The organism is Aliivibrio salmonicida LFI1238, assembly GCF_000196495.1.
Taxonomy (GTDB): Bacteria; Pseudomonadota; Gammaproteobacteria; order Enterobacterales; family Vibrionaceae; genus Aliivibrio; species Aliivibrio salmonicida.
Map to the genome: position 1 here is coordinate 711388 of NC_011312.1, position 23989 is coordinate 735376.

22 protein-coding genes and 1 pseudogene are annotated in these 23989 nt (G+C 38.5%); 15 read left to right on the forward strand and 8 right to left on the reverse strand.

What is annotated here, in order from left to right; all coding sequences use genetic code 11:
- Positions 1–10 precede the first annotated feature (10 nt).
- The 6 genes from VSAL_RS03610 (at position 11) to luxS (ending at position 7440) form a co-directional block, all read left to right on the forward strand.
- On the forward strand, positions 11–1141 hold the full coding sequence (locus tag VSAL_RS03610) for a sodium ion-translocating decarboxylase subunit beta (protein ID WP_012549447.1): 1131 nt from the start codon (positions 11–13) through the stop codon (positions 1139–1141).
- Positions 1142–1237: 96 nt separating this feature from the next.
- Positions 1238–1669: a YqaA family protein gene (locus VSAL_RS03615; RefSeq protein WP_012549448.1), complete on the forward strand. Its 432-nt coding sequence runs from the start codon at positions 1238–1240 to the stop codon at positions 1667–1669.
- Between the two features lie 8 nt (positions 1670–1677).
- Positions 1678–4530, forward strand: coding sequence for a M16 family metallopeptidase (locus VSAL_RS03620; protein WP_012549449.1), 2853 nt, complete (start codon positions 1678–1680; stop codon positions 4528–4530).
- 126 nt (positions 4531–4656) lie between these two features.
- Positions 4657–6222: a glutamate--cysteine ligase gene (gene gshA / locus VSAL_RS03625; protein WP_012549450.1), complete on the forward strand. Its 1566-nt coding sequence runs from the start codon at positions 4657–4659 to the stop codon at positions 6220–6222.
- 66 nt (positions 6223–6288) lie between these two features.
- Positions 6289–6888: a transglycosylase SLT domain-containing protein gene (locus VSAL_RS03630; protein WP_012549451.1), complete on the forward strand. Its 600-nt coding sequence runs from the start codon at positions 6289–6291 to the stop codon at positions 6886–6888.
- Positions 6889–6921: 33 nt separating this feature from the next.
- Positions 6922–7440 (forward strand): S-ribosylhomocysteine lyase, encoded by a 519-nt coding sequence (gene luxS / locus VSAL_RS03635; RefSeq protein WP_012549452.1) that lies wholly within the window; start codon positions 6922–6924, stop codon positions 7438–7440.
- 67 nt (positions 7441–7507) lie between these two features.
- On the opposite strand, the gene VSAL_RS03640 is transcribed toward luxS, so the two are convergent.
- Complete coding sequence (locus tag VSAL_RS03640) at positions 7508–8779, reverse strand: HlyC/CorC family transporter (protein WP_012549453.1); 1272 nt, start codon at positions 8777–8779, stop codon at positions 7508–7510.
- A 101-nt stretch (positions 8780–8880) separates the two neighbouring features.
- Positions 8881–9675 carry a cytochrome C assembly family protein gene (locus VSAL_RS03645; protein ID WP_012549454.1) on the reverse strand — a complete coding sequence of 265 codons (795 nt, stop codon included), beginning with the start codon at positions 9673–9675 and terminating at the stop codon, positions 8881–8883.
- A 162-nt stretch (positions 9676–9837) separates the two neighbouring features.
- On the opposite strand from VSAL_RS03645, the gene ffh reads away from it, so the two are divergent.
- The 7 genes from ffh (at position 9838) to tyrA (ending at position 15880) form a co-directional block, all read left to right on the forward strand.
- A complete protein-coding gene (ffh, locus tag VSAL_RS03650; RefSeq protein ID WP_012549455.1) occupies positions 9838–11223 on the forward strand; it encodes a signal recognition particle protein in 1386 nt (461 codons plus the stop codon).
- Positions 11224–11484: 261 nt separating this feature from the next.
- The gene (gene rpsP, locus VSAL_RS03655; protein WP_026025303.1) at positions 11485–11733 is read left to right on the forward strand and encodes a 30S ribosomal protein S16; all 249 of its coding nucleotides are present in this window, start codon (positions 11485–11487) and stop codon (positions 11731–11733) included.
- Positions 11734–11759: 26 nt separating this feature from the next.
- The gene (rimM, locus tag VSAL_RS03660; protein ID WP_012549457.1) at positions 11760–12287 is read left to right on the forward strand and encodes a ribosome maturation factor RimM; all 528 of its coding nucleotides are present in this window, start codon (positions 11760–11762) and stop codon (positions 12285–12287) included.
- A 22-nt stretch (positions 12288–12309) separates the two neighbouring features.
- Entirely contained in the window at positions 12310–13059 is a 750-nt protein-coding gene (trmD, locus tag VSAL_RS03665; protein WP_012549458.1) for a tRNA (guanosine(37)-N1)-methyltransferase TrmD, read from the forward strand.
- 40 nt (positions 13060–13099) lie between these two features.
- On the forward strand, positions 13100–13453 hold the full coding sequence (gene rplS / locus VSAL_RS03670; RefSeq protein WP_012549459.1) for a 50S ribosomal protein L19: 354 nt from the start codon (positions 13100–13102) through the stop codon (positions 13451–13453).
- A gap of 213 nt (positions 13454–13666) precedes the next feature.
- A complete protein-coding gene (locus VSAL_RS03675) occupies positions 13667–14740 on the forward strand; it encodes a 3-deoxy-7-phosphoheptulonate synthase (protein WP_012549460.1) in 1074 nt (357 codons plus the stop codon).
- Positions 14741–14746: 6 nt separating this feature from the next.
- Entirely contained in the window at positions 14747–15880 is a 1134-nt protein-coding gene (gene tyrA / locus VSAL_RS03680; RefSeq protein WP_012549461.1) for a bifunctional chorismate mutase/prephenate dehydrogenase, read from the forward strand.
- A gap of 47 nt (positions 15881–15927) precedes the next feature.
- On the opposite strand, the gene VSAL_RS03685 is transcribed toward tyrA, so the two are convergent.
- The 3 genes and pseudogenes from VSAL_RS03685 to ettA all read right to left on the reverse strand — a co-directional run bounded on the left by VSAL_RS03685 (position 15928) and on the right by ettA (position 19103).
- On the reverse strand, positions 15928–16941 hold the full coding sequence (locus VSAL_RS03685) for a M23 family metallopeptidase (RefSeq protein ID WP_012549462.1): 1014 nt from the start codon (positions 16939–16941) through the stop codon (positions 15928–15930).
- A gap of 22 nt (positions 16942–16963) precedes the next feature.
- On the reverse strand, positions 16964–17326 hold the full coding sequence (locus VSAL_RS03690) for a PilZ domain-containing protein (RefSeq protein ID WP_044583185.1): 363 nt from the start codon (positions 17324–17326) through the stop codon (positions 16964–16966).
- Positions 17327–17439: 113 nt separating this feature from the next.
- Positions 17440–19103: pseudogene (gene ettA, locus VSAL_RS03695) on the reverse strand (energy-dependent translational throttle protein EttA).
- Between the two features lie 184 nt (positions 19104–19287).
- Here ettA and sltY point away from each other — a divergent pair.
- Positions 19288–21222, forward strand: a complete 1935-nt coding sequence (gene sltY, locus VSAL_RS03700) for a murein transglycosylase (RefSeq protein WP_012549464.1) — start codon at positions 19288–19290, stop codon at positions 21220–21222.
- Between the two features lie 70 nt (positions 21223–21292).
- Positions 21293–21619 (forward strand): trp operon repressor, encoded by a 327-nt coding sequence (trpR, locus tag VSAL_RS03705; RefSeq protein ID WP_012549465.1) that lies wholly within the window; start codon positions 21293–21295, stop codon positions 21617–21619.
- On the opposite strand, the gene yjjX is transcribed toward trpR, so the two are convergent.
- From yjjX to hpf, 3 genes are all read right to left on the reverse strand, one after another.
- Positions 21588–22100 carry an inosine/xanthosine triphosphatase gene (gene yjjX, locus VSAL_RS03710; RefSeq protein WP_085941788.1) on the reverse strand — a complete coding sequence of 171 codons (513 nt, stop codon included), beginning with the start codon at positions 22098–22100 and terminating at the stop codon, positions 21588–21590. The genes trpR and yjjX overlap by 32 nt on opposite strands.
- Positions 22101–22116: 16 nt before the next feature.
- On the reverse strand, positions 22117–23292 hold the full coding sequence (gene pheA / locus VSAL_RS03715; protein ID WP_012549467.1) for a prephenate dehydratase: 1176 nt from the start codon (positions 23290–23292) through the stop codon (positions 22117–22119).
- Between the two features lie 112 nt (positions 23293–23404).
- On the reverse strand, positions 23405–23767 hold the full coding sequence (gene hpf / locus VSAL_RS03720) for a ribosome hibernation-promoting factor, HPF/YfiA family (RefSeq protein WP_012549468.1): 363 nt from the start codon (positions 23765–23767) through the stop codon (positions 23405–23407).
- Positions 23768–23989: the final 222 nt, after the last annotated feature.

Consider the following 23989-nt stretch of genomic DNA (forward strand, 5'->3'; position numbering starts at 1 on the left):
GTAAGTAAACATGGATGGTTTATTAATATTATGGAATGAAACGGCGATTGCTAATTTTAAGTTTGAACAACTTATTATGATTTTAGTCGGTTGTGGGCTTTTATTTTTAGCAATACGTAAAGGGTTTGAGCCTTTATTGCTGTTACCTATTGGTTTTGGTGCAGTCTTAGCAAATATACCGAATGCAGGGTTTACCGATCCTGGTGGACTTTTGTATTACGTTTATTATGTCGGGATTGAAACGGGAGTCTTCCCACTTTTGATCTTTATGGGTGTAGGAGCGATGACGGACTTTGGTGCCTTAATTGCAAACCCAAAGACTCTATGGTTAGGTGCCGCGGCTCAAGTAGGTATTTTTGCTACGTTGTTCGGTGCCATATTACTTAATTTTGTGCCAGGAATGGAATTCTCATTAGCAGATGCTTCGTCAATCGCCATTATTGGTGGTGCAGATGGACCGACTGCCATTTTCTTAGCAAGTAAGCTTTCTCCTGATTTATTGGGGGCGATTGCGGTTGCTGCTTATAGTTATATGGCTCTTGTTCCAATTATCCAGCCACCGATAATGAAAGCGTTAACTACGCCGGAAGAACGTCAAATTAAGATGGCTCAATTGCGCCATGTTAGTAAGGCAGAGAAAATCATTTTCCCACTTGCTGTTTTACTGATGACTATTTTGTTTTTACCTTCAGCAACGCCACTCGTTGGTATGTTCTGTTTAGGTAATTTAATGAAAGAATCAGGTGTGGTTGATCGTTTATCGAATACGGCTCAGAATGAATTGATCAATATAGTCACGATCTTCTTAGGTTTAGGGGTCGGATCAAAATTAAAAGCAGAAACGTTCCTTAATGTAGAAACGTTAGGTATTTTACTGTTAGGTGCAGTTGCCTTCAGTGTGGGTACTGCTGGCGGTGTTATCATGGCTAAAATATTGAACAAGTATTCAAAAGAAGACATTAACCCATTAATTGGTGCTGCAGGTGTTTCCGCCGTGCCAATGGCGGCGCGTGTTGTTAATAAAGTCGGTCTTGAGGCTAATCCTCAAAACTTTTTGTTAATGCATGCGATGGGACCGAATGTGGCTGGGGTTTTAGGATCTGCAGTTGCTGCGGGTATTCTCTTAGCTCTTGTTGGATAGTTCCAAATAAAACTTAACAATAAAAGGGTGCAGATGCGCCCTTTTTTATTTTATGCTGTAGCAATATAAATCGTAATCAATGGAATTAATTCAGTCATGTTTGATTGGTTCAATGCAGATTCAGCATTATGGGTATTATTTAGTTCTGGGTTTTTAAGTGCCACTTTATTACCTGGGGCGTCAGAAGCCAGTTTAATTGCTACGTTAAAATTAGACAGTTTTTCAATGTGGACAGTTATTACAGTCGCAACATTAGGAAATACTTTAGGAGGGATAACAAATTATTGGCTTGGTTTGTTACTTCCTGATAAAACTTCTTCACAGAAACACGGTCATAAAGCCATAGAATGGATAAAGAAATACGGTTATTGGACGTTATTATTTAGTTGGTTACCCGTGATCGGCGACCCTTTATGCTTGGCCGCTGGGTGGTTAAGAATGAAGTTTTTACCATGCGTGATTTTAATTGGGATAGGAAAGGCTGCTCGATACGTACTGTTGTCGCTTGCCGTGAATGGGATTTTATAGGAATTAAAATGAAAAAATTACTTTGTGTATCGATTGCATTGGCTTTAGTAGGGTGCAGTAATTCAGAATTTGAAGCACCAAAAACATCAGATTTACCGCAAGGTGTAACGCTTGTAGAGCAAGTTTTACCCAAAGAAGGCTCAACGGTTATCCCATACCAAAAATATACATTAGAAAATGGGTTAACGGTTATTTTAAGTCCTGATAGTTCAGATCCTCTTGTTCATGTCGATGTCACTTACCACGTAGGATCGGCTCGTGAAGATATTGGGAAATCTGGTTTTGCACACTTTTTTGAACACATGATGTTCCAAGGTTCAGAACATGTTGGTGATCAACAACATTTTAAAATTATCACAGAAGCCGGTGGAACACTTAACGGCACAACGAATCGTGATCGTACGAACTATTTTGAAACGGTCCCTGCAAATCAGCTAGAAAAAATGTTGTGGTTAGAATCCGACAGAATGGGATTCTTGATTGATGCGGTATCTCAGAAAAAATTCGAAATACAACGTAGTACGGTTAAGAATGAACGAGGACAGAATTACGACAACCGTCCTTATGGCTTGATTTATGAGCGAATGGGCGAGGCATTATTTCCACAAGATCACCCTTATTCATGGCAGACGATTGGTTATGTTGAAGATCTTGACCGTGTAGATGTGAATGATTTGAAAGCATTTTTCTTACGTTGGTATGGCCCAAATAATGCGGTTATTACCATTGGTGGTGACCTAGACAGTAAACAAACATTAGAGTGGGTAAATAAATACTTTGGTACTATTCCAAGAGGCCCTGAAGTTGAGAACGCACCAAAACAACCAGTGACGTTAACGGAAGATCGTTTCATTACATTGGAAGATCGAATTCAACAGCCAATGGTTATGATTGGGTGGCCAACGACGTATCGAGGTGAAGAAACAGAGGCAAGTCTTGATATGCTTGCGACTTTACTGGGTAATGGTAAAACGAGTTTAATGTATCAAGAGCTAGTCAAAACAGGTAAAGCGGTCGATGCCGGCGCCTTTCATGATTGTGCTGAATTGTCTTGCACCATGTATGTTTATGCAATGACGGACTCTAGTGATAAAAACGATTTAGCAACGGCTTATCAAGAGGTCATGGATGTTCTGGATAAATTTGAAAAAGAGGGAGTATCGCAAGAAGATCTCGCTGAAGTTCAAGGAAGTGCAGAAGCAGGAGCAATATTTGGATTGCAATCAGTTTCAGGAAAAGTCTCTCAATTAGCATCAAATGAAACTTTTTATGGTAATCCTAACCAATTAGAAGCGCAGCTCGCAGAATTGAAAGCCGTGACTCCTGATAAAGTATCGCAAGCATTTGATACTTACATAGCAAATAAATATAAAGTGACGCTGAGTGTAGTACCAAAAGGTAAAACACAGCTTCAAGTTAGAAAACCAAACTTTATTACTCCTAAACGAGATCTTCCTGAGTACCAAAAAATTGATGAAAACAGCTTAGATGTACGTAAAGCCGTCGATAATTTTGATCGTTCAGTGATGCCTCAACCATCAAAAGCTGTGACAGCAAAAACACCTGATATTTATCGAGCTAAATTAGCCAATGGTATTGAAGTGTTGGGATCGGAAGCAATCGAAACACCTACAGTGCAGTTACAAATATCAATACCTGCTGGTAACCGCTATGTTTCCCGAGGAAAAGAAGGGTTAGCATCACTGACGGCTTCTATGATGGAAGAAGGTACGGTTAAATCTAGTTCAGAAGATATTCAAAAGAGACTGGATAAGTTGGGCAGCAGCATCTCTTTTAATTCTGGTAGCTATACCACTGCGATATCAATTTCATCATTGACTAAAAATCTAGATGAAACGCTTAGTATAGTGAATGAAATGCTATTTTCTCCGGCATTTAAACAGTCTGATTTTGATCGTTTACAGAAGCAAGCAATCGAAGGTTTAGTTTACGATCATCAAAAACCAGCATGGTTAGCATCACAAGCAACACGCGAAGTTCTCTTTAAAGGCACCATATTTGATCGCTCCCCTGATGGAACGATGGAATCGGTGAAAAGTTTGACGTTATCTGATGTTAAGGCGTTCTATAAGAAACGCTACACTCCGATTGGTACTCAAGTTGTGTCGGTTGGTGATGTGCAAAAATCAGACTTAATCTCTAAGCTCTCTTTTCTATCTACATGGGAAGGTTCAGCACCAAGTTTGTTAGCTCCGCAGCAATTACCTACGCTAGCGGGACAAAAAATATATTTAATTGATAAGCCGAACGCTCCGCAAAGTGTGGTTCGTTTTGTTCGCCAAGGCATTCCATTTGATGCAACTGGTGAATTGTATCAAACACAACTTGCTAATTTTAACTTAGCTGGCAACTTCAATAGCCGAATCAATCAGAATTTGCGTGAAGATAAAGGCTACACCTATGGCGCTGGTGGTTATTTAATGGGGAATAAAGAAGTCGGCATGGCTATCTTTTATGCTCAAGTTCGAGCTGATGTGACTCTTGAATCGATCAAAGAATTTATTTCTGAAATGGATAAATATAAGAACGATGGAATGACAATGGATGAACTAAACTTTATGCGTTTAGCGGTTGGCCAACAAGATGCATTGAAATACGAAACACCAAGCCAAAAAGCGAATCTTCTAGGTAAAATATTAACCTATTCATTAGATGACGATTTTATTGATGAGCAAAATACATTAATTGCGACATTAGGTAGAGAGGATTTGAATGCGTTGGCTTCTAAGTGGTTTGACCCAACTCAATATCAAATTATTGTGGTTGGAGATGCTAAGTCATTAACCCCTAAATTAAAAACGTTAGGTTTACCAATCGAATCTATCACGGTGAATAAATAGTATTTAATATGCAGCAGTCATTATTAATACTAATTACTGCTCTTTTTTTATTATTCAAACACGAGTAAAATTTGCTACTATCCTAGGATAAAGATCTTAGATCTACCTCAATAGCGAGAATGTATTTTGACCGAATTTACTAACCGATTACAGAAAGTCGCGTCTAATCCCAAAGCCTTTAAAAATACTGGCCGTGGTATTGAAAGAGAAACACTTCGTTTTACTCTTGATGCTGCACTTTCTTCAAAACCACATCCAGCAGGCGTAGGTTCAGCACTCACTCACAAATACATCACAACGGATTTTGCTGAGTCATTATTAGAATTTATTACGCCGGTATCTCATGATGTTAAAACGGTATTAAAGCAATTAGAAGATGTGCATCATTACACGGTCTCTCATATGGGAGAGGAAAAATTGTGGCCGCTGTCTATGCCATGTTTTGTGAGCAAAGACGATGACATTACTTTAGCGCAGTATGGTAAATCTAATGTTGGTCAATTAAAAACGACTTACCGTGAAGGTTTAAAGCGCCGTTATGGCAGTGTGATGCAGGTCATTTCTGGTGTTCATTTTAACTTTTCTTTTTCGAATGAGTTTTGGGACGAATTACTGGGTGAGCAAACTGAAAAAGATCGTCAAGATTCGGTATCTGATGCTTATTTTGGGTTGATCCGTAATTACTACCGCTTTGGGTGGTTGATCCCTTATTTCTTTGGTGCTTCTCCTGCATTGTGTGGTTCTTTTATTCAAGGTCGAGAAACGACAATGAATTTTGAATCACTAGGTAAAACATTGTATTTACCTTATGCAACATCATTAAGATTAAGCGATCTTGGTTATACAAATGATGCTCAAAGTGATTTAAAAATCAGTTTAAATAGTATCGATGAATATATTGAAGGCTTGAATAAAGCGATTCGCACTCCATCGGAAGAGTTTGCAAAAATAGGTTTAAAAGAGGGGGATAAACACATCCAATTAAATGCGAATGTGTTGCAGATTGAAAATGAATTGTATGCTCCAATTCGCCCTAAGCGTGTCGCTAAATCAGGTGAAAAGCCTTCAGAAGCATTAGAGCGTTCGGGAATTGAATATATAGAAGTTCGATCTTTAGATGTAAACCCATTTAGCCCTATTGGTGTAGATGAAGATCAAGTTCGATTCTTAGACCTTTTCTTAACATGGTCTGTACTCACTGATTCTGCTCCTATGGATGACAGTGAAATGGCGTGTTGGAAAGACAATTGGAATAAGATTGTTGAACTGGGACGTAAGCCTGGGTTAGAGCTTCAAATTGGTTGCCAAGGGGAGCGTTTAACTCAGAAAGCATGGGCTGAACGAGTTTTTGATGATCTATTCACAATAGCTAAAAAAATGGATGCAGTTAATGGTGATGATGCATACCAACAAACTCATCAACGACTAAGTGCGATGATAGAGAATCCAGAGTTAACTATTTCAGGTCGTCTACTTGCTGAAACGAAGAAGGCTGGTGGTATTGGTATTATTGGTTGTAAATTGGCAATACAACATCGCCAAGCGCATTTAGATCATAAATACAGCTTCTATACTAAAGATGAGTTGGATGCAGAGGTAGAGCGTTCTGTTCTGGCTCAGAAAGAAATTGAGGCCAGTGATACAATGCCTTTTTCAGAGTATTTAGATGATTATTTCAATTATTTGAAATAAAACAAATATCGTATAACAAGCACTGTTATCCTAAATGAATAGCAGTGCTTTTTTATTGAGTAAAAAATGAATTATAAATTTTCACTAATTATTGTCGCCTTAGTTTCGTTATCTGGTTGTGCTACGGCGCCGCCGACAAAGCAGGATAATCTTTGCGAGATCTTTCGAGAGAAAGGCGGATGGTATGATGATGCTAAAGACATGAATGAAGAATACGGCACTCCAATTAATGTTGCTATGGCTATCATGAAGCAAGAGAGTAGCTTTCGCTCAGATGTCCGTCCACCAAGAACAAAATTATTAGGGTTTATACCTTGGAGTCGTCCTAGTTCTGCTTATGGTTATGCACAAGCTCAAGACCCTGTATGGGGAGAGTATGAAGATGAAACCGGTGGGGGATCTCGTAGTAGTTTTGATGATGCGATAATGTTTATAGGTTGGTATACTGACGGAAGCCAAAAGCAACTAGGTATCTCAAAGTGGGATCCTTACAATCAATATTTAGCTTATCATGAAGGTCGCGGCGGCTATAAGCGTAAAAGCTACCAAAAGAAACCTCAATTGATTAAAATTGCCCGTAGGGTTGAATCTCAAGCAAAAACGTATGGTTGGCAATTAAAACAATGTAAAGTTGAGCTTGAAAGACAAAGTAGTTGGTGGTGGTAAGTCACCGCTATCCATAAATTAAAGGAATAAATTATGCCATTATTAGACAGTTTTACTGTAGATCATACCCGTATGGAAGCACCCGCGGTACGTGTTGCAAAGAAAATGCAAACGCCTAAAGGTGATACTATCACCGTATTTGATTTACGCTTTACTGCACCAAATAAAGATATTTTATCTGAAAAAGGTATTCACACATTAGAGCATCTATATGCAGGGTTCATGCGTAATCATTTGAATGGTACGGATGTAGAAATTATTGATATTTCACCAATGGGATGTCGTACTGGTTTTTACATGAGCTTAATTGGTACACCTGTAGAACAAACGGTTGCTAACGCTTGGATTGCATCAATGGAAGATGTTCTTAATGTTGAAGACCAGAATAAAATACCTGAATTAAATGAATATCAATGTGGTACATATACCATGCATTCTTTAGAAGAAGCGAAAGCGATTGCTACCGCTATTTTAGCCGCAGGTATTCAAGTAAATAAAAATGATGACTTGGCTCTTCCTGAGTCAATGCTTAAAGAACTATCTGTAGATTAATTTCATTTCGAATTTAAAAAGCCCGCATTAGAAATCTAATACGGGCTTTTTTGTGCTTGTATATAAGCTAATTATTATCGCTACTAGGGAATACTTTAACCAAATTAATTTTGTTCTCTTCTACTGCGATAATTTCCATTTGATGATGTTCTATATTTACTTTGATTTGAGTGCCCGGAATTTCTTCTAGGTGTTCGAGTATCAGCCCATTTAATGTTCTTGGACCATCTGTTGGTAAACTCCATTTCAGGCCTTTATTAATATCTCGAATATTAGCGCTGCCTTCAATCATGAAACTGCCGTCAGGTTGAGGTGTGATCTCTTCGGTTAAACTTGGTGCCATTGACGTAGTAAACTCACCAACAATTTCTTCTAGTATGTCTTCTAAAGTAATCAAACCTTGAATATCACCGTATTCATCTACGATTAGTCCAATACGCTCTTTATTACGCTGAAATTTTAATAGTTGAATATTTAAAGGTGTTGCTTCGGGAATGAAATAAATTTCATCAGCTGCCCTTAATAATGTTTCTTTTGTAAATTCATTTTTTTCAAGCATTAAGCGATAGGATTCGCGTAAACGAAGCATTCCCACTACTTCATCAATTTGGTCACGATAAAGAACGATACGACCGTGTGGCGAGTGAGCCAGTTGGCGTGAAATGGATTTCCAATCGTCATTAATATCAATGCCTGTAATTTCGCTGCGAGGCACCATGATGTCATTAACAGTGACATGTTCTAAATCTAAAATAGAAATAAGCATATCTTGGTGGCGGCGTGGGATAAGCCCTCCAGCCTCATGAACAACCGTTCGTAATTCTTCTGAACTAAGGTTGTCTTTGTGAGAGTGGTTTGTACCAAGGCCAAGAAGTTTTAGAAAGCCATTAGTAATCAGGTTTACTAGGATGACTAATGGAGATAAAATTTTCATTAGAATATTGAGTAGGATACTGCTGCTGTAAGCCACTCGCTCAGGATACATTGCTGCAAGTGTTTTTGGTGTTACTTCGGCAAAGACTAGAATGACGAGAGTCAGAACACCGGTAGCAATTGCAACACCGTAATCCCCGTATAAGCGCATACCTAAAATAGTCGCGATAGCAGAAGCGAGAATATTAACGAGGTTGTTGCCTATTAGAATTAAACCAATAAGTCGGTCTGGGCGACTTAGTAATTTCTCAACACGCTGTGCCCCCTTATGACCTTGATTGGATAAGTGTTTTAAGCGATATCGATTTAAAGACATCATGCCGGTTTCAGAGCTTGAAAAATAACCAGATGCAATAATAAGTACAGCTAAAATCGTAAACAGGGCGCCGGTTGATATGTCATCCAAGTGACTTGATCCTCAGTGAAAAATACAATGTAAAGGTTATTTATCAATATCAGTGCTTGATATGTCAAATTTGATCTTGAAAAGTGAGCTAGAAGTCTTGTTTACGTTAAGATAACTTCTTGCACAAATCGACTACCAAAATAAGCAAGAGTGAGAAGAAATGCACCCGTTAAGCTAAACCATAATGCTTTTTGTCCTCTCCATCCTCTTTGATAATGTCCCCATGTTAATACGGCATAGATAACCCAAGCAATAAAGGATAATACCGCTTTATGAGTTTTACCTTGAGCAAGCATATCTTGTATGAATGTGAGTCCGGTCAATAAAGTAAGAGTCAGTAGAAATAAACCAACGAGGATGATCTTGAAAAGTTGACGTTCCACCATCATTAAAGGGGGAAGATTAGGATTTAGCGTGAGTGATTTTTTACTGCGAAGTTTATGATCAAGCCAAGCTAGCTGAAGTGCATATAAAGTGGCGATCATTAAGGTTGAATAAGCAAATAAGGCTAATGATATATGTATCAATAAGCTAGGGTGCGTTTCTAAATGGGTAATAAAAGCACCAGAGAGAAAGGTTGCTGCAAGTAAATTAATGGCTGAAAAACTATAAACAACAGGCAGAATAAACCATACTCTAAATTTCAGCATTGAAACACTCATCGTGAGTGAAATAATAAAGCTAATTAGAGAGGCTACATTTAAAATACTTAAATTCTGACCTGAGGTATTTAAAATGAGTTCTTTTAATTGCCACGCATGCACAAGTAATGCAAACGACGCACATATAAATACAGCATTGGTTTTTATTTTATTTTGACTAGCTAAGCCAGGAATAACAAAACCTAATGCTAAAAAGTAAAAAAGCGCAGCACTGATTGCTGTAATGATATCCATAATCACGAGTCATCTAATTTATCAACAGATTGATTATACCCTGTACAGGTCAATCTCGGTAGGAGTGATTCGGTTAGGATAAAAAATTTTAATTATAACCAACAATATTTTGCCTACTATTAGGTTATAATTGATCAATGCTCGCAGATTAGGCGCAAGAATATGTTTGATAATTTAACGGATAGACTATCCAAAACCCTGAAAAACATCAGTGGTAAAGGTCGATTAACAGAAGAAAACATTAAAGAAACGCTACGTGAAGTTCGTATGGCTTTGTTAGAAGCAGACGTTGCTTTACCTGTTGTTCGTGACTTTGTTAAGCGAATAAAAGAAAACGCCGTAGGGGTTGAGGTATCAAAAAGCCTAACACCGGGTCAAGAATTCATTAAAATCGTTCAGTCTGAGCTAGAAGCGATAATGGGAGACTCAAATGAGGCTCTAAATTTAGCGTGTCAGCCGCCTGCGGTTATTTTAATGGCAGGTTTACAAGGTGCAGGTAAAACAACCAGTACTGGTAAATTAGCGAAGCTATTAAAAGAAAGAGATAAAAAGAAAGTTTTAGTTGTGTCTGCCGATGTATACCGTCCTGCGGCAATTAAACAGCTAGAAATGTTAGCGTCAGAAGTTGATGTCGATTTCTTCCCATCAAGTGCAGATCAAAAACCGATTGATATTGTTGATGGTGCAATTAGCCACGCTAAGTTAAAGTTTTTTGATGTTGTTATCGTTGATACGGCTGGTCGTCTAGCTGTTGATACTGAAATGATGGAAGAAATTAAGCAGCTTCATGCACATGTAAATCCAATTGAAACGTTATTTGTTGTCGATGCAATGACGGGGCAAGATGCCGCTAATACGGCAAAAGCGTTTGGTGATATTTTACCACTTACGGGTGTTATTCTAACCAAAGTAGACGGTGATGCTCGTGGTGGTGCTGCATTATCTGTTCGTCACATTACGGGCAAGCCAATTAAATTCTTAGGTGTCGGTGAAAAAACGGATGCACTAGAACCTTTCCACCCAGAACGTATTGCTTCTCGTATTTTAGGTATGGGTGATGTTCTTTCTCTAATTGAAGATCTAGAGAAGAACGTAGATAAAGAAAAAGCAGAACGATTAGCGAAAAAGTTCAAAGAGAAGAAAGGTTTTGATCTTGAAGATTTTCGTGAGCAGCTTGGTCAGATGACAAATATGGGTGGCATGATGGGGATGATGGATAAGCTTCCTGGTATGTCTCAGCTACCTGCTAATGTCAAAGATAAAGTGGACGACAAAATGTTCAATCAAATGGAAGCCATTATTAATTCCATGACAATGAAAGAACGCCAGCGTCCTGAACTAATTAAAGGCTCACGTAAAAAACGTATTGCAGCAGGTTCTGGTACTCAAGTACAAGATGTGAATCGCATGCTGAAACAGTTTACTCAAATGCAGAAAATGATGAAAAAAATGCAGAAAGGTGGCATGAAAGGCATGATGCGTAATATGCAAGGCATGATGGGCGGAATGGGCGGAATGGGCGGTGGTATGGGTGGCTTTGGCCGCTAATATTCAATTGCACATTGTCAAAGTGTATTAATCAGATAACAAGGTGCGACAAGTGAATTTTTTAATAAATTTTACCTAGCGCACCTTTTTCACCCCATTTTTTCACTAATTACAGAAATAATGGGTGATAAAATAGCTAAATCCCTTGCATTGAAACCTCATAAGAGTAAAATTCCGGGGCTTTATTTTGGCACGAGGGCTCAATAAAATTCTTTTTTTTTGAGCCAATTTAATTTTTGTACGAAGCAAATAGAGGACGATATGGTTACCATTCGTTTGGCACGTCACGGCGCGAAGAAGCGTCCATTTTATCAAATCGTAGTAGCGGACAGCCGTTTTAAATCAACTGGTCGTTACATTGAGAAAGTAGGTTTCTTTAACCCTACAGCACAAGGTCAAGAAGAAGGTCTTCGTTTAGATCTTGACCGCGTTAACCATTGGGTTGGTTTAGGCGCTGGTCTTTCTGATCGTGTAGCTAAGCTAGTTAAAGACGCTAACAAAGCGGCTTAATTTAGTTGGTTAAAGGTAAAGATTTTATGAGTAAGCAAGACGAAGTAATTGTTGTAGGTAAGTTCGGTGCTTCCTATGGCATTCGTGGATGGTTGAAAGTAGTTTCTTTTACTGATCAACCTGAAAGCATTTTCGACTACAAACCTTTACTTATTAAAGTAAAAGATGAGTGGGTCGAGTTTTCAGTCGAAAGCTGGAAACGTCATAAAGGTTTGGTGTGCAAACTGGAAGGGTTAGAAGTTAGAGAAGAAGCTCAAGCTTATACTAACCTGGAAATTGCAGTTAAAGCAGATGCACTACCTGAGCTGTCAGAAGATGAATTCTACTGGCGTGAATTGTTTGGTATGGAAGTGGTTACAAGCCAAGGTTACGGCCTAGGTATTGTTGACGACATCTTTGAAACCGGATCAAACGATGTTCTTGTAGTCAAAGCAAACCTGAAAGATGCTTTTGGTAAAAAGGAACGTTTGATTCCTTTTATTGATGAGCAAGTGATCAAAGTAATTGATCGTGAGGCTCAACGGATCGAAGTTGACTGGGATCCTGGGTTCTAAACCCTAGGTAAAGCGAGGGCACATGTGGGTTGGGGTTATAAGCCTATTTCCTGAAATGTTCCGTTCGGTTACCGATTTTGGGGTAACTAGCCAAGCAATTAAAAAAGGTCTTTTATCTATAGAGACATGGAATCCTAGAGATTTCACTCAAGATAAACATCGCACTGTTGATGACCGACCTTATGGTGGTGGTCCTGGTATGTTAATGATGGTACAGCCTTTGCGCGATGCCATTACTGCAGCCAGAGAAGCCGCTCCAGGCAAAACGAAAGTGATTTACCTTTCACCTCAAGGCAGAACGCTGAATCAAGCTGGTGTTGAGGAGTTGGCAACAAACGAGAACTTAGTTCTTATCTGTGGCCGATACGAAGGCGTAGATGAGCGCATAATACAATCTGAAGTTGACGAAGAATGGTCAATTGGCGATTTTGTGCTTACAGGCGGGGAACTCCCTGCTATGACGTTGATTGATTCTGTCTCTCGGTTTGTTCCGGGTGTACTTGGAGATTTTGCGTCCGCTGAAGAAGATTCTTTTGCAGACGGTTTGTTAGATTGTCCGCACTATACAAGGCCTGAGGTCTTGGATGGTAAGGAAGTGCCTAGTGTACTTAAATCTGGAAATCATAAAGATATCGCTCGTTGGCGAATGAAACAATCGTTAGGCCGTACTTGGCTAAGAAGACCAGAGCTCCTGGGAAATCTAGCTCTGACTGACGAACAGGAATTATTACTGGCTGAATTTGTTCGTGAAGAACATCAGCAAAGTAAGTAATTAAGAAATTTAGTATCAGTTTATTCTAGGATATACAAAAATGAGCAACATCATTAAAGCAATTGAAGATGCGCAACTAAAGCAAGATCTACCTAAGTTCTCTCCAGGTGATACTGTTATAGTTCAAGTTAAAGTTAAAGAAGGTGAGCGTGAGCGTCTACAGGCATTCGAAGGCGTTGTAATCGCTATTCGTAACCGTGGTCTTCACTCTGCGTTTACTGTACGTAAAATTTCTAACGGTGAAGGTGTTGAGCGTACGTTCCAAACTCACTCTCCAATCGTTAACAGCATCGAAGTTAAACGTCGCGGTGCAGTACGTCGTGCCAAGTTGTACTACCTGCGTGAGCGTTCTGGTAAATCAGCTCGTATCAAAGAGAAGCTGGCTAAAAAGTAACGCACACGAGAACGTTTATCAAATGTGCTATGAAGGTGTGCTGTTATCAGCGCACCTTTTTTACGCCTAAATATTGTTGTAAATTTAAGTTTACGATAATATTTTTTTGTATTTCTTACGTTACATAGGTTGATTTATCGCTTATACCTGTTAGATTATTTCTATTCGTCTTGAAAGACTATTTAATGGACATAAAAGTTTACAGGTGTAGAAATGAAAAAGAGTGAATTAAGTAATATTAATATTATTGATGAGCAAGTGCTTATTACCCCTCAAGAATTAAAGAATAAAATCCCTTTGAGTGAAAGTGCGCGTCATTTTATTCAACAATCTCGTCAGACGATCTCAAATATCATTCATAAAAAAGATCACCGTTTACTTATTGTTTGTGGACCTTGTTCTATTCATGATATTGATGCTGCCAAAGAATACGCGAAACGTCTTAAAGCTATTTCAGAAGAGCTTAGTGACCAATTGTTTATCGTTATGCGTGTTTATTTTGAAAAGCCAAGAACGACGGTAGGCTGGAAAGGGTTAATAAACGATCCGCATCTAGATGGTTCATTTGACATCGAAGGTGGTTTGCATACTGCACGACAGCTATTAGTGGATTTATCTGAAATGGGGATCCCACTTGCGACTGAAGCCCTTGATCCAATTAGCCCGCAATATATTGGTGATACATTTAGCTGGGCTGCTATTGGTGCTAGAACCACGGAATCACAAACTCACCGCGAAATGGCGAGTGGCTTATCTGTTCCTGTTGGTTTTAAGAATGGAACTGATGGAAGCTTATCAACATCGATTAATGCAATGCAGGCAGCCGCTTCTGGTCACCGTTTTATGGGAATAAATAGCGAGGGGCAAGTTGCGTTATTAACGACGCAGGGCAACCCAAATGGGCACGTGATCTTACGTGGCGGCAAACAAACAAATTACGATTCAGTTTCTGTTGCTGAATGTGAAGATGAATTATCTAAATCCAATCTTGATGCTGCATTAATGATTGATTGTAGTCATGCCAATTCACGTAAAGATTACCGTCGCCAACCATTAGTTGCGGAGGATGCTATCCATCAAATCCGAGAAGGGAATAAATCGATTATAGGGTTAATGATTGAGAGTCACTTAAATGAAGGAAATCAACCGTCTGATATTCCATTATCGGAGATGAAGTACGGAGTTTCAATCACTGATGCGTGTATCAATTGGGCATCAACTGAGGCACTATTACGTCATACTCATGAAGAATTAATTCCTGTATTGGAAGATCGTTTAAAAGGATAGAACGAGATGGCGGTAGAACTGAGTCATTTACGCGATAAGATTGATGCGGTTGATAAGCAAATGTTAGATCTTCTTGCTCAACGTTTACAATTAGTTGAACAAGTTGGTGAAGTAAAAAGTGCATATGGTTTGCCTATTTATGATCCAAGTCGAGAGGCAGCAATGTTGGCTTCAAGACGCGAAGAAGCTGAGAGAAAAGGCGTTCCGCCATCTCTTATTGAAGACATTCTTCGTCGTACAATGCGAGAATCTTACAGCAGTGAAAATGACTCAGGTTTTAAATGTTTAAGACCAGAACTTCGACCGATTGTTATTGTTGGAGGTAAAGGCCAACTTGGTGGTTTATTCGCAAAAATGTTTAAACTATCTGGTTATGACGTGCGAATTCTTGGCAGTAAAGATTGGGATAACGCTGACGTTATTTTAGAAGGTGTGGGAATGGTTGTTGTTACTGTCCCTATTAATCTAACGATTGATGTGATCGGTAAACTTTCAATGCTACCTGATGATTGTATTCTGTGTGATCTAACGTCAATAAAGCAAAAGCCGCTTGAAGCGATGATGAAAGTGCATAAGGGTCCGGTTGTTGGCTTACATCCAATGTTCGGTCCAGATGTGCCTAGCCTCGCTAAACAGGTTATTGTAATGTGTGATGGGCGTGGTAAAGATGCTTATTCTTGGCTAAAAGATCAGTTTGAAATTTGGGGGGCTATTGTTCGTGATATTTCTGCAAGTGAACACGATAAAGGCATGACGTTGATCCAAGCACTGCGTCACTTTACTTCTTTTGCTTATGGTCAGCATCTATCTAAAGAAAACCCTGATATTGAACAGTTACTTAATTTAAGCTCACCTATTTATCGTTTAGAGTTACTGATGGTTGGACGATTGTTTGCTCAAGATCCAAATTTGTACGCGGATATTATTCTTTCTTCTGAAGAGAATATTGAAATGATAAAACGTTTCCATCAGCGTTTTGGTGATGCAATTTTATTATTAGAAAATCATAATCGTGTTGGATTTATTGAAAGCTTTGAAGAAGTTGAAACGTGGTTTGGTGATTACGCGGAGCAGTTTTTAGTTGAAAGCAAAGGCTTACTTCGACAGGCAAATGATTCGATACATCGAGAAAGAAACTAGTTTAGTAAAAAAGGTGAGTATCTACTCACCTTTTTTAGCAGAATATATTATTGGGTAAGTTGTTGATTATTTTTTTGTTCCGCTTTTACCGTATTAATCGCTTCAACTTGTTCTATTGTCGGCTTTTGAGTGAGCTTTAATTGCAGTTTAACCACATTACTAATGACATTTACTAAAGGTGTCCATTTCACGCTACGTTCTTTTTCGAACAAACTATCAAACTTCTCAGGCGTCCAATCAATGAATGATCTAGGATTCAATACTCTGCCTAGAAAACGAACTTCATAGTGTAAGTGAGGGCCGGTCGAATTTCCTGAATTACCACAAGTTGCAATCAAGTCTCCTTTTTTTACAAATTGTCCTGATCGTACTTTAAATTTTTGCAGGTGAGCGTACATGGTCATAAAGCCAAAAGAATGCTGAACTTTTAATAAATTACCATAACCTTTGTTACTTCCACGCGCGAGTTCTATTACACCATCGGCTGGGGCGTATATTTCTGTTCCTCGTTTACACGTTAGATCTAGACCTAAATGACGTTGTCGTTTTCCTGAAATAGGGTTAGTTCTTCGTCCAAAACTGGATGATTCACGTGTATAGTTAAGAGGGGTATCATTAGGAATAAGGCGAAACATTGTCGCTCTTACTGCTGAGTCTATCGCGGCAACATCTAATCGTTGCTCAAGTGTTTTTTCTGCTAATAACGAGTCATCTTCAGATAACTCTTGTAATCCAAGAACTGATTCGACATCTTCAATACGCTGACTTATTACTAAAAGCTCATCTTCTTTAGTTTCTAGTTGCTGAGTTAACTCGTGATTATTGCTGTTATTGTCAATAATTAGCTTATTTAGGCCCTTATTTTGCTCTTGCAAGTGGGTGATAGCTAGTTTGGATAATTGTTGTTGTTGGTAGAAATAATGAAGACCAAAACAAGTAAACACAAAAGAGCTTATCCCTAATAACAAAGATAAAATCACCATGTTTTTCCGTTTAGGAGAAAGAGCGAAAAAACGCGTACCTTTGTTATGAGAGACTGAAATTCGGATTTTATCAGGCATAAAGTAATAATTGTCTTTTGGGTTAGTTTGGTTCGGTTAGCTCTGATAATTGGCGCAATAATAGTTCATCATTACCCACATTAAGTTCGATCAGGCGTTTAAGGTGGCTAATACTATCAATATCTATGTGGCTAATACAGAGTCTTAGCATATTATTTGTTTTTTGAATGATTTCACATTCTGCAATTATATGTATATCACTGTCATTAAGGGTGAAGTGTGCGATTACTTGGTTATTTAGCTCAATTTCGCAGTGGTCACTCAATTGGATTAATAAGCCATGGAGGGATAAATCAATAAGAGACCCTTTCCATTGCTGAATTTCTTGTATTAACGTGATACTTGATTGGTATACAACTCGTGAAAATTTACGTCGTTCAATCATCATTTTTCCTTCTTTGGTCGTATTTTATTTAAGTATGATATCTGTTTGTTTTTTAATTTATTAAAAAGGCCGCAAGAATGCGGCCCTGATGATAAATATCAATAAGACTATAATTACTTAGTCATACGTTTATATTTAATGCGGTGAGGTTCAGCCGCTTGAGCACCTAACGTTTTCTTCAACCACTCGCTGTATTCAGTGTAGTTACCTTCAAAGAAGCTAACTTGGCCTTCATCACGGTAATCGAGAATATGTGTTGCAATACGGTCTAAGAACCAACGGTCATGCGAGATAACCATGGCACACCCTGGAAACTCAAGAAGTGCTTCTTCAAGTGCTCGTAGTGTTTCAACATCCAAGTCATTGGTTGGTTCATCGAGTAACAGTACGTTGCCGCCTGTTTTTAATAATTTAGCTAAATGAACACGGTTCCGTTCACCACCAGAGAGATCACCAATGATTTTTTGTTGATCATTTCCACGGAAGTTAAAGCGAGAACAGTATGCTCGTGCTGGAATTTCATAATTATTGATCTTGATGATCTCTGCACCTTCAGAGATTTCTTGGAAAACCGTTTTTGTATTGTCCATGCTATCACGGAACTGATCAACAGAAGCAAGCTTAACTGTCTCGCCCAATACAATAGAACCTGAATCAGCTTCTTCGGCACCACTTAGCATTTTAAATAGTGTTGATTTACCTGCACCATTAGCGCCGATAATACCGACGATAGCGCCTTTAGGCATACTGAATGACAAGTTATCAATTAATACACGATCCCCAAACGATTTCGTTAGGTTAGTCACTTCAAGAACTTTATCACCTAAGCGTTCACCTGGTGGGATAAACAGTTCGTTGGTTTCATTACGTTTTTGATGATCTGTATTTTGAAGTTCTTCAAAGCGAGCCATACGAGCTTTTGATTTAGCTTGGCGGCCTTTAGGGTTTTGACGAACCCATTCAAGCTCTTTTTCTATCGTTTTTTGACGAGCGTTTTCTTTCGATGATTCTTGTTTTAGACGTTCATCTTTTTGCTCTAGCCAAGACGAATAGTTACCTTCCCATGGGATACCTTCGCCACGGTCAAGTTCTAAGATCCAACCTGCAGCGTTATCTAAGAAATAACGGTCATGGGTAATGGCCACAACAGTACCTGAGTACTCAACAAGGAAATGCTCAAGCCAAGCAACAGATTCAGCATCAAGGTGGTTGGTTCATCAAGAAGAAGCATGTCTGGTTTTTCAAGCAATAGACGACAAATCGCAACACGACGACGTTCACCACCTGATAAAAACTCTATCTTTGCATCCCATTCCGGAAGGCGTAGTGCATTCGCTGCACGCTCTAAAGCATTTTCAAGATTATGCCCATCTTTTGCTTGAATTAGAGCTTCAAGTTCACCTTGTTCTTTTGCTAGGGCATCAAAATCAGCATCTTCTTCTGCGTAAGCTGCATACACGGCATCTAATCGAGTGAGTGCACCTGCTACATCAGATACGGCTTCTTCAACAATTTCACGAACTGTTTTTGATTCATCTAAAACGGGTTCTTGTGGTAGATAGCCAATTTTCAATCCACTTTGTGGACGAGCTTCACCATCAATGTCGGTATCAAGACCAGCCATAATGCGAAGTAGTGTTGATTTACCTGACCCATTTAGGCCAAGAACACCGATTTTTGCACCAGGGAAGAAGCTAAGAGAAATGTCTTTCAGGATTTGTCTTTTTGGAGGAACAATTTTGCTCACTCGTGACATTGTATATACGTATTCGGCCATAATCACTTATTAGAGTAGGTTAATGAAAATATTATTTTACTATTTATGATACATAGTTTAACACTCATTCTTGTCGTTACTAGGGTAATATAAGTAAACTAAAAGAAGAATTAGAGAGTTATTTACTCTGTCTTATATCAGTATGCTGATGCAAAAGGTTGGAAGTTAGGTGTTTAAAAAATCAATGAAATATAGCGGACATAAATTAGGGATGATGGCGGCGTTATGTATTGGTATGAGTGTGCATACTGCTGAAGCGTTATCAATTGATGAATCACGAGTTCAATATCAAGAAGCAAAAGATTTACTCACTGAAAAAAAATTCGATGAATATAAGAAAGTTAGAGCTTCACTGGATGATTATCCACTCGCTCCTTATTTAGACTATCGTGAGCTGAAAATGGATTTACAGGCCAAAACTCCCGATGACATTCGACTGTTTAGACACGCTCATCAAACACTCGCCATTGGTAATTCATTAGATTATCAATACTTAGTTATTCTTGGTCTTAATGAGCGTTGGGCTGATTTTGTTGATTATTTTCCACAAGAACCGAGCAGTACAAATTTACAATGCTATTACTACCAAGCAAAAAATAAGTTGGGCGATAAAAAAACAGCGTGGAAAGGCGCTGAAAAATTGTGGTTAACGGGCAGTTCGGTTACTTATGAATGTGATGATTTATTTAGTGCTTGGAGTGACGCAGGAAAACTGACGGATGAACTGATTATTGAGCGTATGTTGTTAGTATATAAAGCTCGAAATAATAATTTGTTTTCTTATTTAGAAAAAATGTTGTCTTCAGAGAAAGCAAAAATACAGGCAAAGCATATTGTTGAGTTATTTAATGAACCTGATTCGTTAAATGAGTACTCTGCAAAAAATGAAGCCACTGAATTTACTAAGCAACTAACGCTTATTTCTATAGAAAGAGAAGCAAGAAAAAACCCTAAAAAAGCGATTGAAATGTTGCCTGAATTAGTGAAAAAGCAACAATTCAGTTCAGATGAACATATTGCGATAAAGAAACGAATAGTCAGTAGCATCATGTCTACAGATTCGGCTTCTTTAGCTGCTTGGCGTGATACTGAGTTAGAAACAAATCCAGAAGATTCATTTGTAGAGCGACGAATTAGGGTTGCAATAAGAGCCGCTGATTGGAATGACGTTAGTAAATGGATCGGTTATTTAACACCAAGTGCAAAAAAATCGTTACGTTGGCAGTTTTGGATTGCTCGTATAGAAAGCGAAGAGGGAAAACAATCAGCCGCTGATGCTCGCCTCAAAAAGCTACTTGGTCAGCGTGATTTTTATAGTGTTGCGGCTGCGAATATTTTAGGTGAACCGATTCAATATTCTATGGATAAAGCATCAAAGAATACTAAAGCCGTCGCCGGAAAGTATAAAAATGAATTAAATCGAATTAAAGAACTTATTGCGATTGATGAAATCTCAACAGCCAAAAGTGAGTGGGAATATTTATTAGTCCGCTCTTCTAAAAAAGAAGTAAAGGAGTTAGCAAGCTATGCTGCTCAGCACCGTTGGCATCACTTTACAGTGCTTGCAACCATTAAAGGGAAGATGTGGGGTTACTTAAGTTTACGATTTCCTATTGCTCATCAGTGGTGGTTTGGGCATTACAGTAAAGAGTTGGGTTTAGATAAAATAACGCTTATGTCTTTGTCTCGCCAAGAAAGTGCGTTATACGCAGAAGCTCAATCTCCGGTTGGGGCGCGAGGATTAATGCAAATTATGCCAGCGACGGCAAAATATACAGCAAAGAAAATTGATTATGATAAATATGAGGGTGTGAGTAGCCTTAATAATGTGGATGTGAATATACACATTGGTTCTAATTATCTAAAAGGATTGTTAGATGATTATGATGGAAATCGAATTTTTGCTTTAGCGGGATATAATGCAGGACCTCATCGAGTTAAGCGTTGGAGAGCGGTATCTAATGAGAAATTAGATGCCTATGCCTTTATTGAAGCGATTCCTTTTAAAGAAACAAGAGGTTATGTACAAAACATTTTAATGTTTGAAACGTATTACCGTAGCTTACTTGGGGAGAAAGGCCCTTTCTTATCTGTTAAAGAGCTTAATTTAGAGTATTAATTTTTTTAGATTAATTATAGAGTAGGGGACTTTAGAGTCCCCTTTCTTTTATCATTATATTGAGGATTGTATGTCTGGTTCAGCCAAATATTCAGATTGGTCGCAAGTTATGGCATTGATAGCAAATGCAGCAGAGCAAAATAAACATCAATCTTTATTAACGATGCTGATGACACCTGATGAGCGTGAAGCATTAATGGCTCGCGTTAACATATGTCATGAACTCTTGCAGGGTGATTTAAGTCAAAGACAAATAAGTCAGCTACTTGGTGTCGGGGTTGCAACGATTACACGAGGTTCAAATGAATTAAAAAGCCATACTGATGATGAAAAAGCATGGCTAATGGAAGTTCTTGAAGTGAGTGCTAAAAGCGATCAGGGTGCAAGAAAGGAATAAGTGCGAGAATTAACGCTTGCTGATAAACAGAACTTCTAGTCAATAGATTGTTTGTTAGCAAGCCAATAGCGCCACCTTTTTGCTTTATATTATCAGTATTGAATTGTTCATCCATTACCTCTCCAAGCTCCTTACCTGCACTTACCGCAACAATTATGGCTGGGGGGAGTGGTAAACTAGAAGAACGTGATTCTCCTATCTTTTTACCATTATCTACAATTATCCATGCAAACGTGGATGACTCTTCTATACCTGCTTCAAGCCCTACATAATATCTATTATTAGGATGTTGTTGCTTAGCATTATTGATTCGATTGATTGCCCCTTGTTTGGTTTCAGTGCAGCTCATCGGTTGATCTGGAACATTACTGCTGACGGATACGCCTTCAAAAGAGAAAGTGGTATCAGGAAAAACTAAAGTAAATGCCGCTTTTACTGCATTTATTTTTGCGGGGTTCAAAGAGGCAATAATCACATTCATTTTCTGCATCCAATTATTAAGTTAAAGGGATAGTTGTCGGAGTTACATTCTCTATTGGATAGCAACCAAGAACTTTTAAATATTGTGTAATTGACGTTAGTTCTTCAATGGCTGAATTCATTGCATCTGATTTTAAATGGGCTTCTAAATCAATATAAAACATTTCTTCCCACGGATTCCCCATGATAGGACGAGACTCTAATTTCGTCATATTAATACCGTATTTTCTTAGAACAAGTAAAGATTCAACAAGTGAGCCTGCATCTTGTGAAGTAGACATAATTAATGTCGTTTTCGCTGGTATTTGTTCCGAAACATCAACCGGTTTTCTTGCCACAACAATGAATCGAGTTTGATTTTCGGTTTGATTTGAGATGTTAGTAATGAGTTGTTGTAAGCTATATAATTTACCACTGTCGGAGTTTCCGATAGCAGCAACCGTCGGTGAATTAATATCTTTGACCATAATCATGGCATCAGCAGTGCTTGAGCAAGAAATGAGTTCTACGTTATCTAAACGATTTAGAAACTCACTACATTGCTGATGTGGTTGAGGGTGTGAGTAGAGTGTTGTTATTTGCTCTAACGACGTTTCAGAAGTCGTTAGCAAGCAATGGTCTATTTTTTGAGTTAACTCACCAACGATGTATAAACTGGTATGTTGCAGTAGGTCATAGACCTCGTTAATTGAGCCTGAGCTCGTATTCTCAATTGGTAATACTCCGTAATCAGCGTGGCCTGATTCAACAGTCTTAATGACTTCCCTAAAGTTTTCACAACCTAATTCAGCTAATTCAGTATTTTTCTTACTAAAATAACGACGACTAGCTAGGTTTGAATAAGATCCTTTAGAACCAAGATAGGCAACCCTGGCTATCGGCTTTCGACTTAATTCTGGATTGGCTAAATTTTGGAAGTATTCTTGTTGCAGTAAGACGGAATCTTCAATAATGGTATGAAAAATTTGAGTTATATAATGCGCATCTAAATCGAATGCTTTGCCATTTTTAATTAATTTTACCAATAATTGCTGTTCGCGTTTTGAATCACGCACAGGCTTTGAAGTTTGAACTTTGCTTTTTGCTACTTTTAGACTGAGTTTACGACGTTCAGAAAATAGCTTTAATAATTCATTATCAAGATCATTAAGGCGTAAACGTATATCGTCAAGGGAATAGTGAGTGTCAGTCATGGATAAGCAAACCTAGTAAATTAAGAGTTAATTCACAATAAAGGAAGAGGTAAGTTTGCGTCAAGAAAAAACAGCGCTCAAATGAGCGCTGTTTCAGAAAACGTGGAGTTGACTATTGTTCATATTCGTCTTCTAGTTCAACTTCTGGCTCTTCTACTACAGGAGCCTGAGCATGAGTCGCTCGACGAGCTTCGCTTTTATGTTGTAGCTTATCTAGTTGGCGTTCTAGTTTTTGGTACATCTCTCTAATTGTACCAAATAGGTCTTCTTGCTCAGCTGAGGCTGCAACTTTACCACCTGCAATTGTTACGTATGCTTCTACCTTGTGCTTACCATTTGAGCGTTTTGTTACGCTAGCATGACGTCCAATAATATCGAGATGTCTTTTTTCTTCTAATTTTTTAAATTTCCCTTCAATACGTTCACGGATGCCAGGAGTGATGTCGATGTTGTTGCCTGTAATTTCTACTTTCATATGATTTTCCTCTCGTTGCCCCGTTTGGCATGTATCCAGATTACGGATCCTCAGCAAAATTAAAGTGATCTAGATCACCTTTTTGAAGTGTTTTGTCTGGAAGGTAAATGAATGTGATCTCAGGCAAGGCCTTAGGATTTTTTTTGAAAAAAAACTTGATGAATTGAGCAAAGTAGGTAAATTGGAAAGGTTGGTTACTAGAAATGTTTGTTTTTAGGGGAC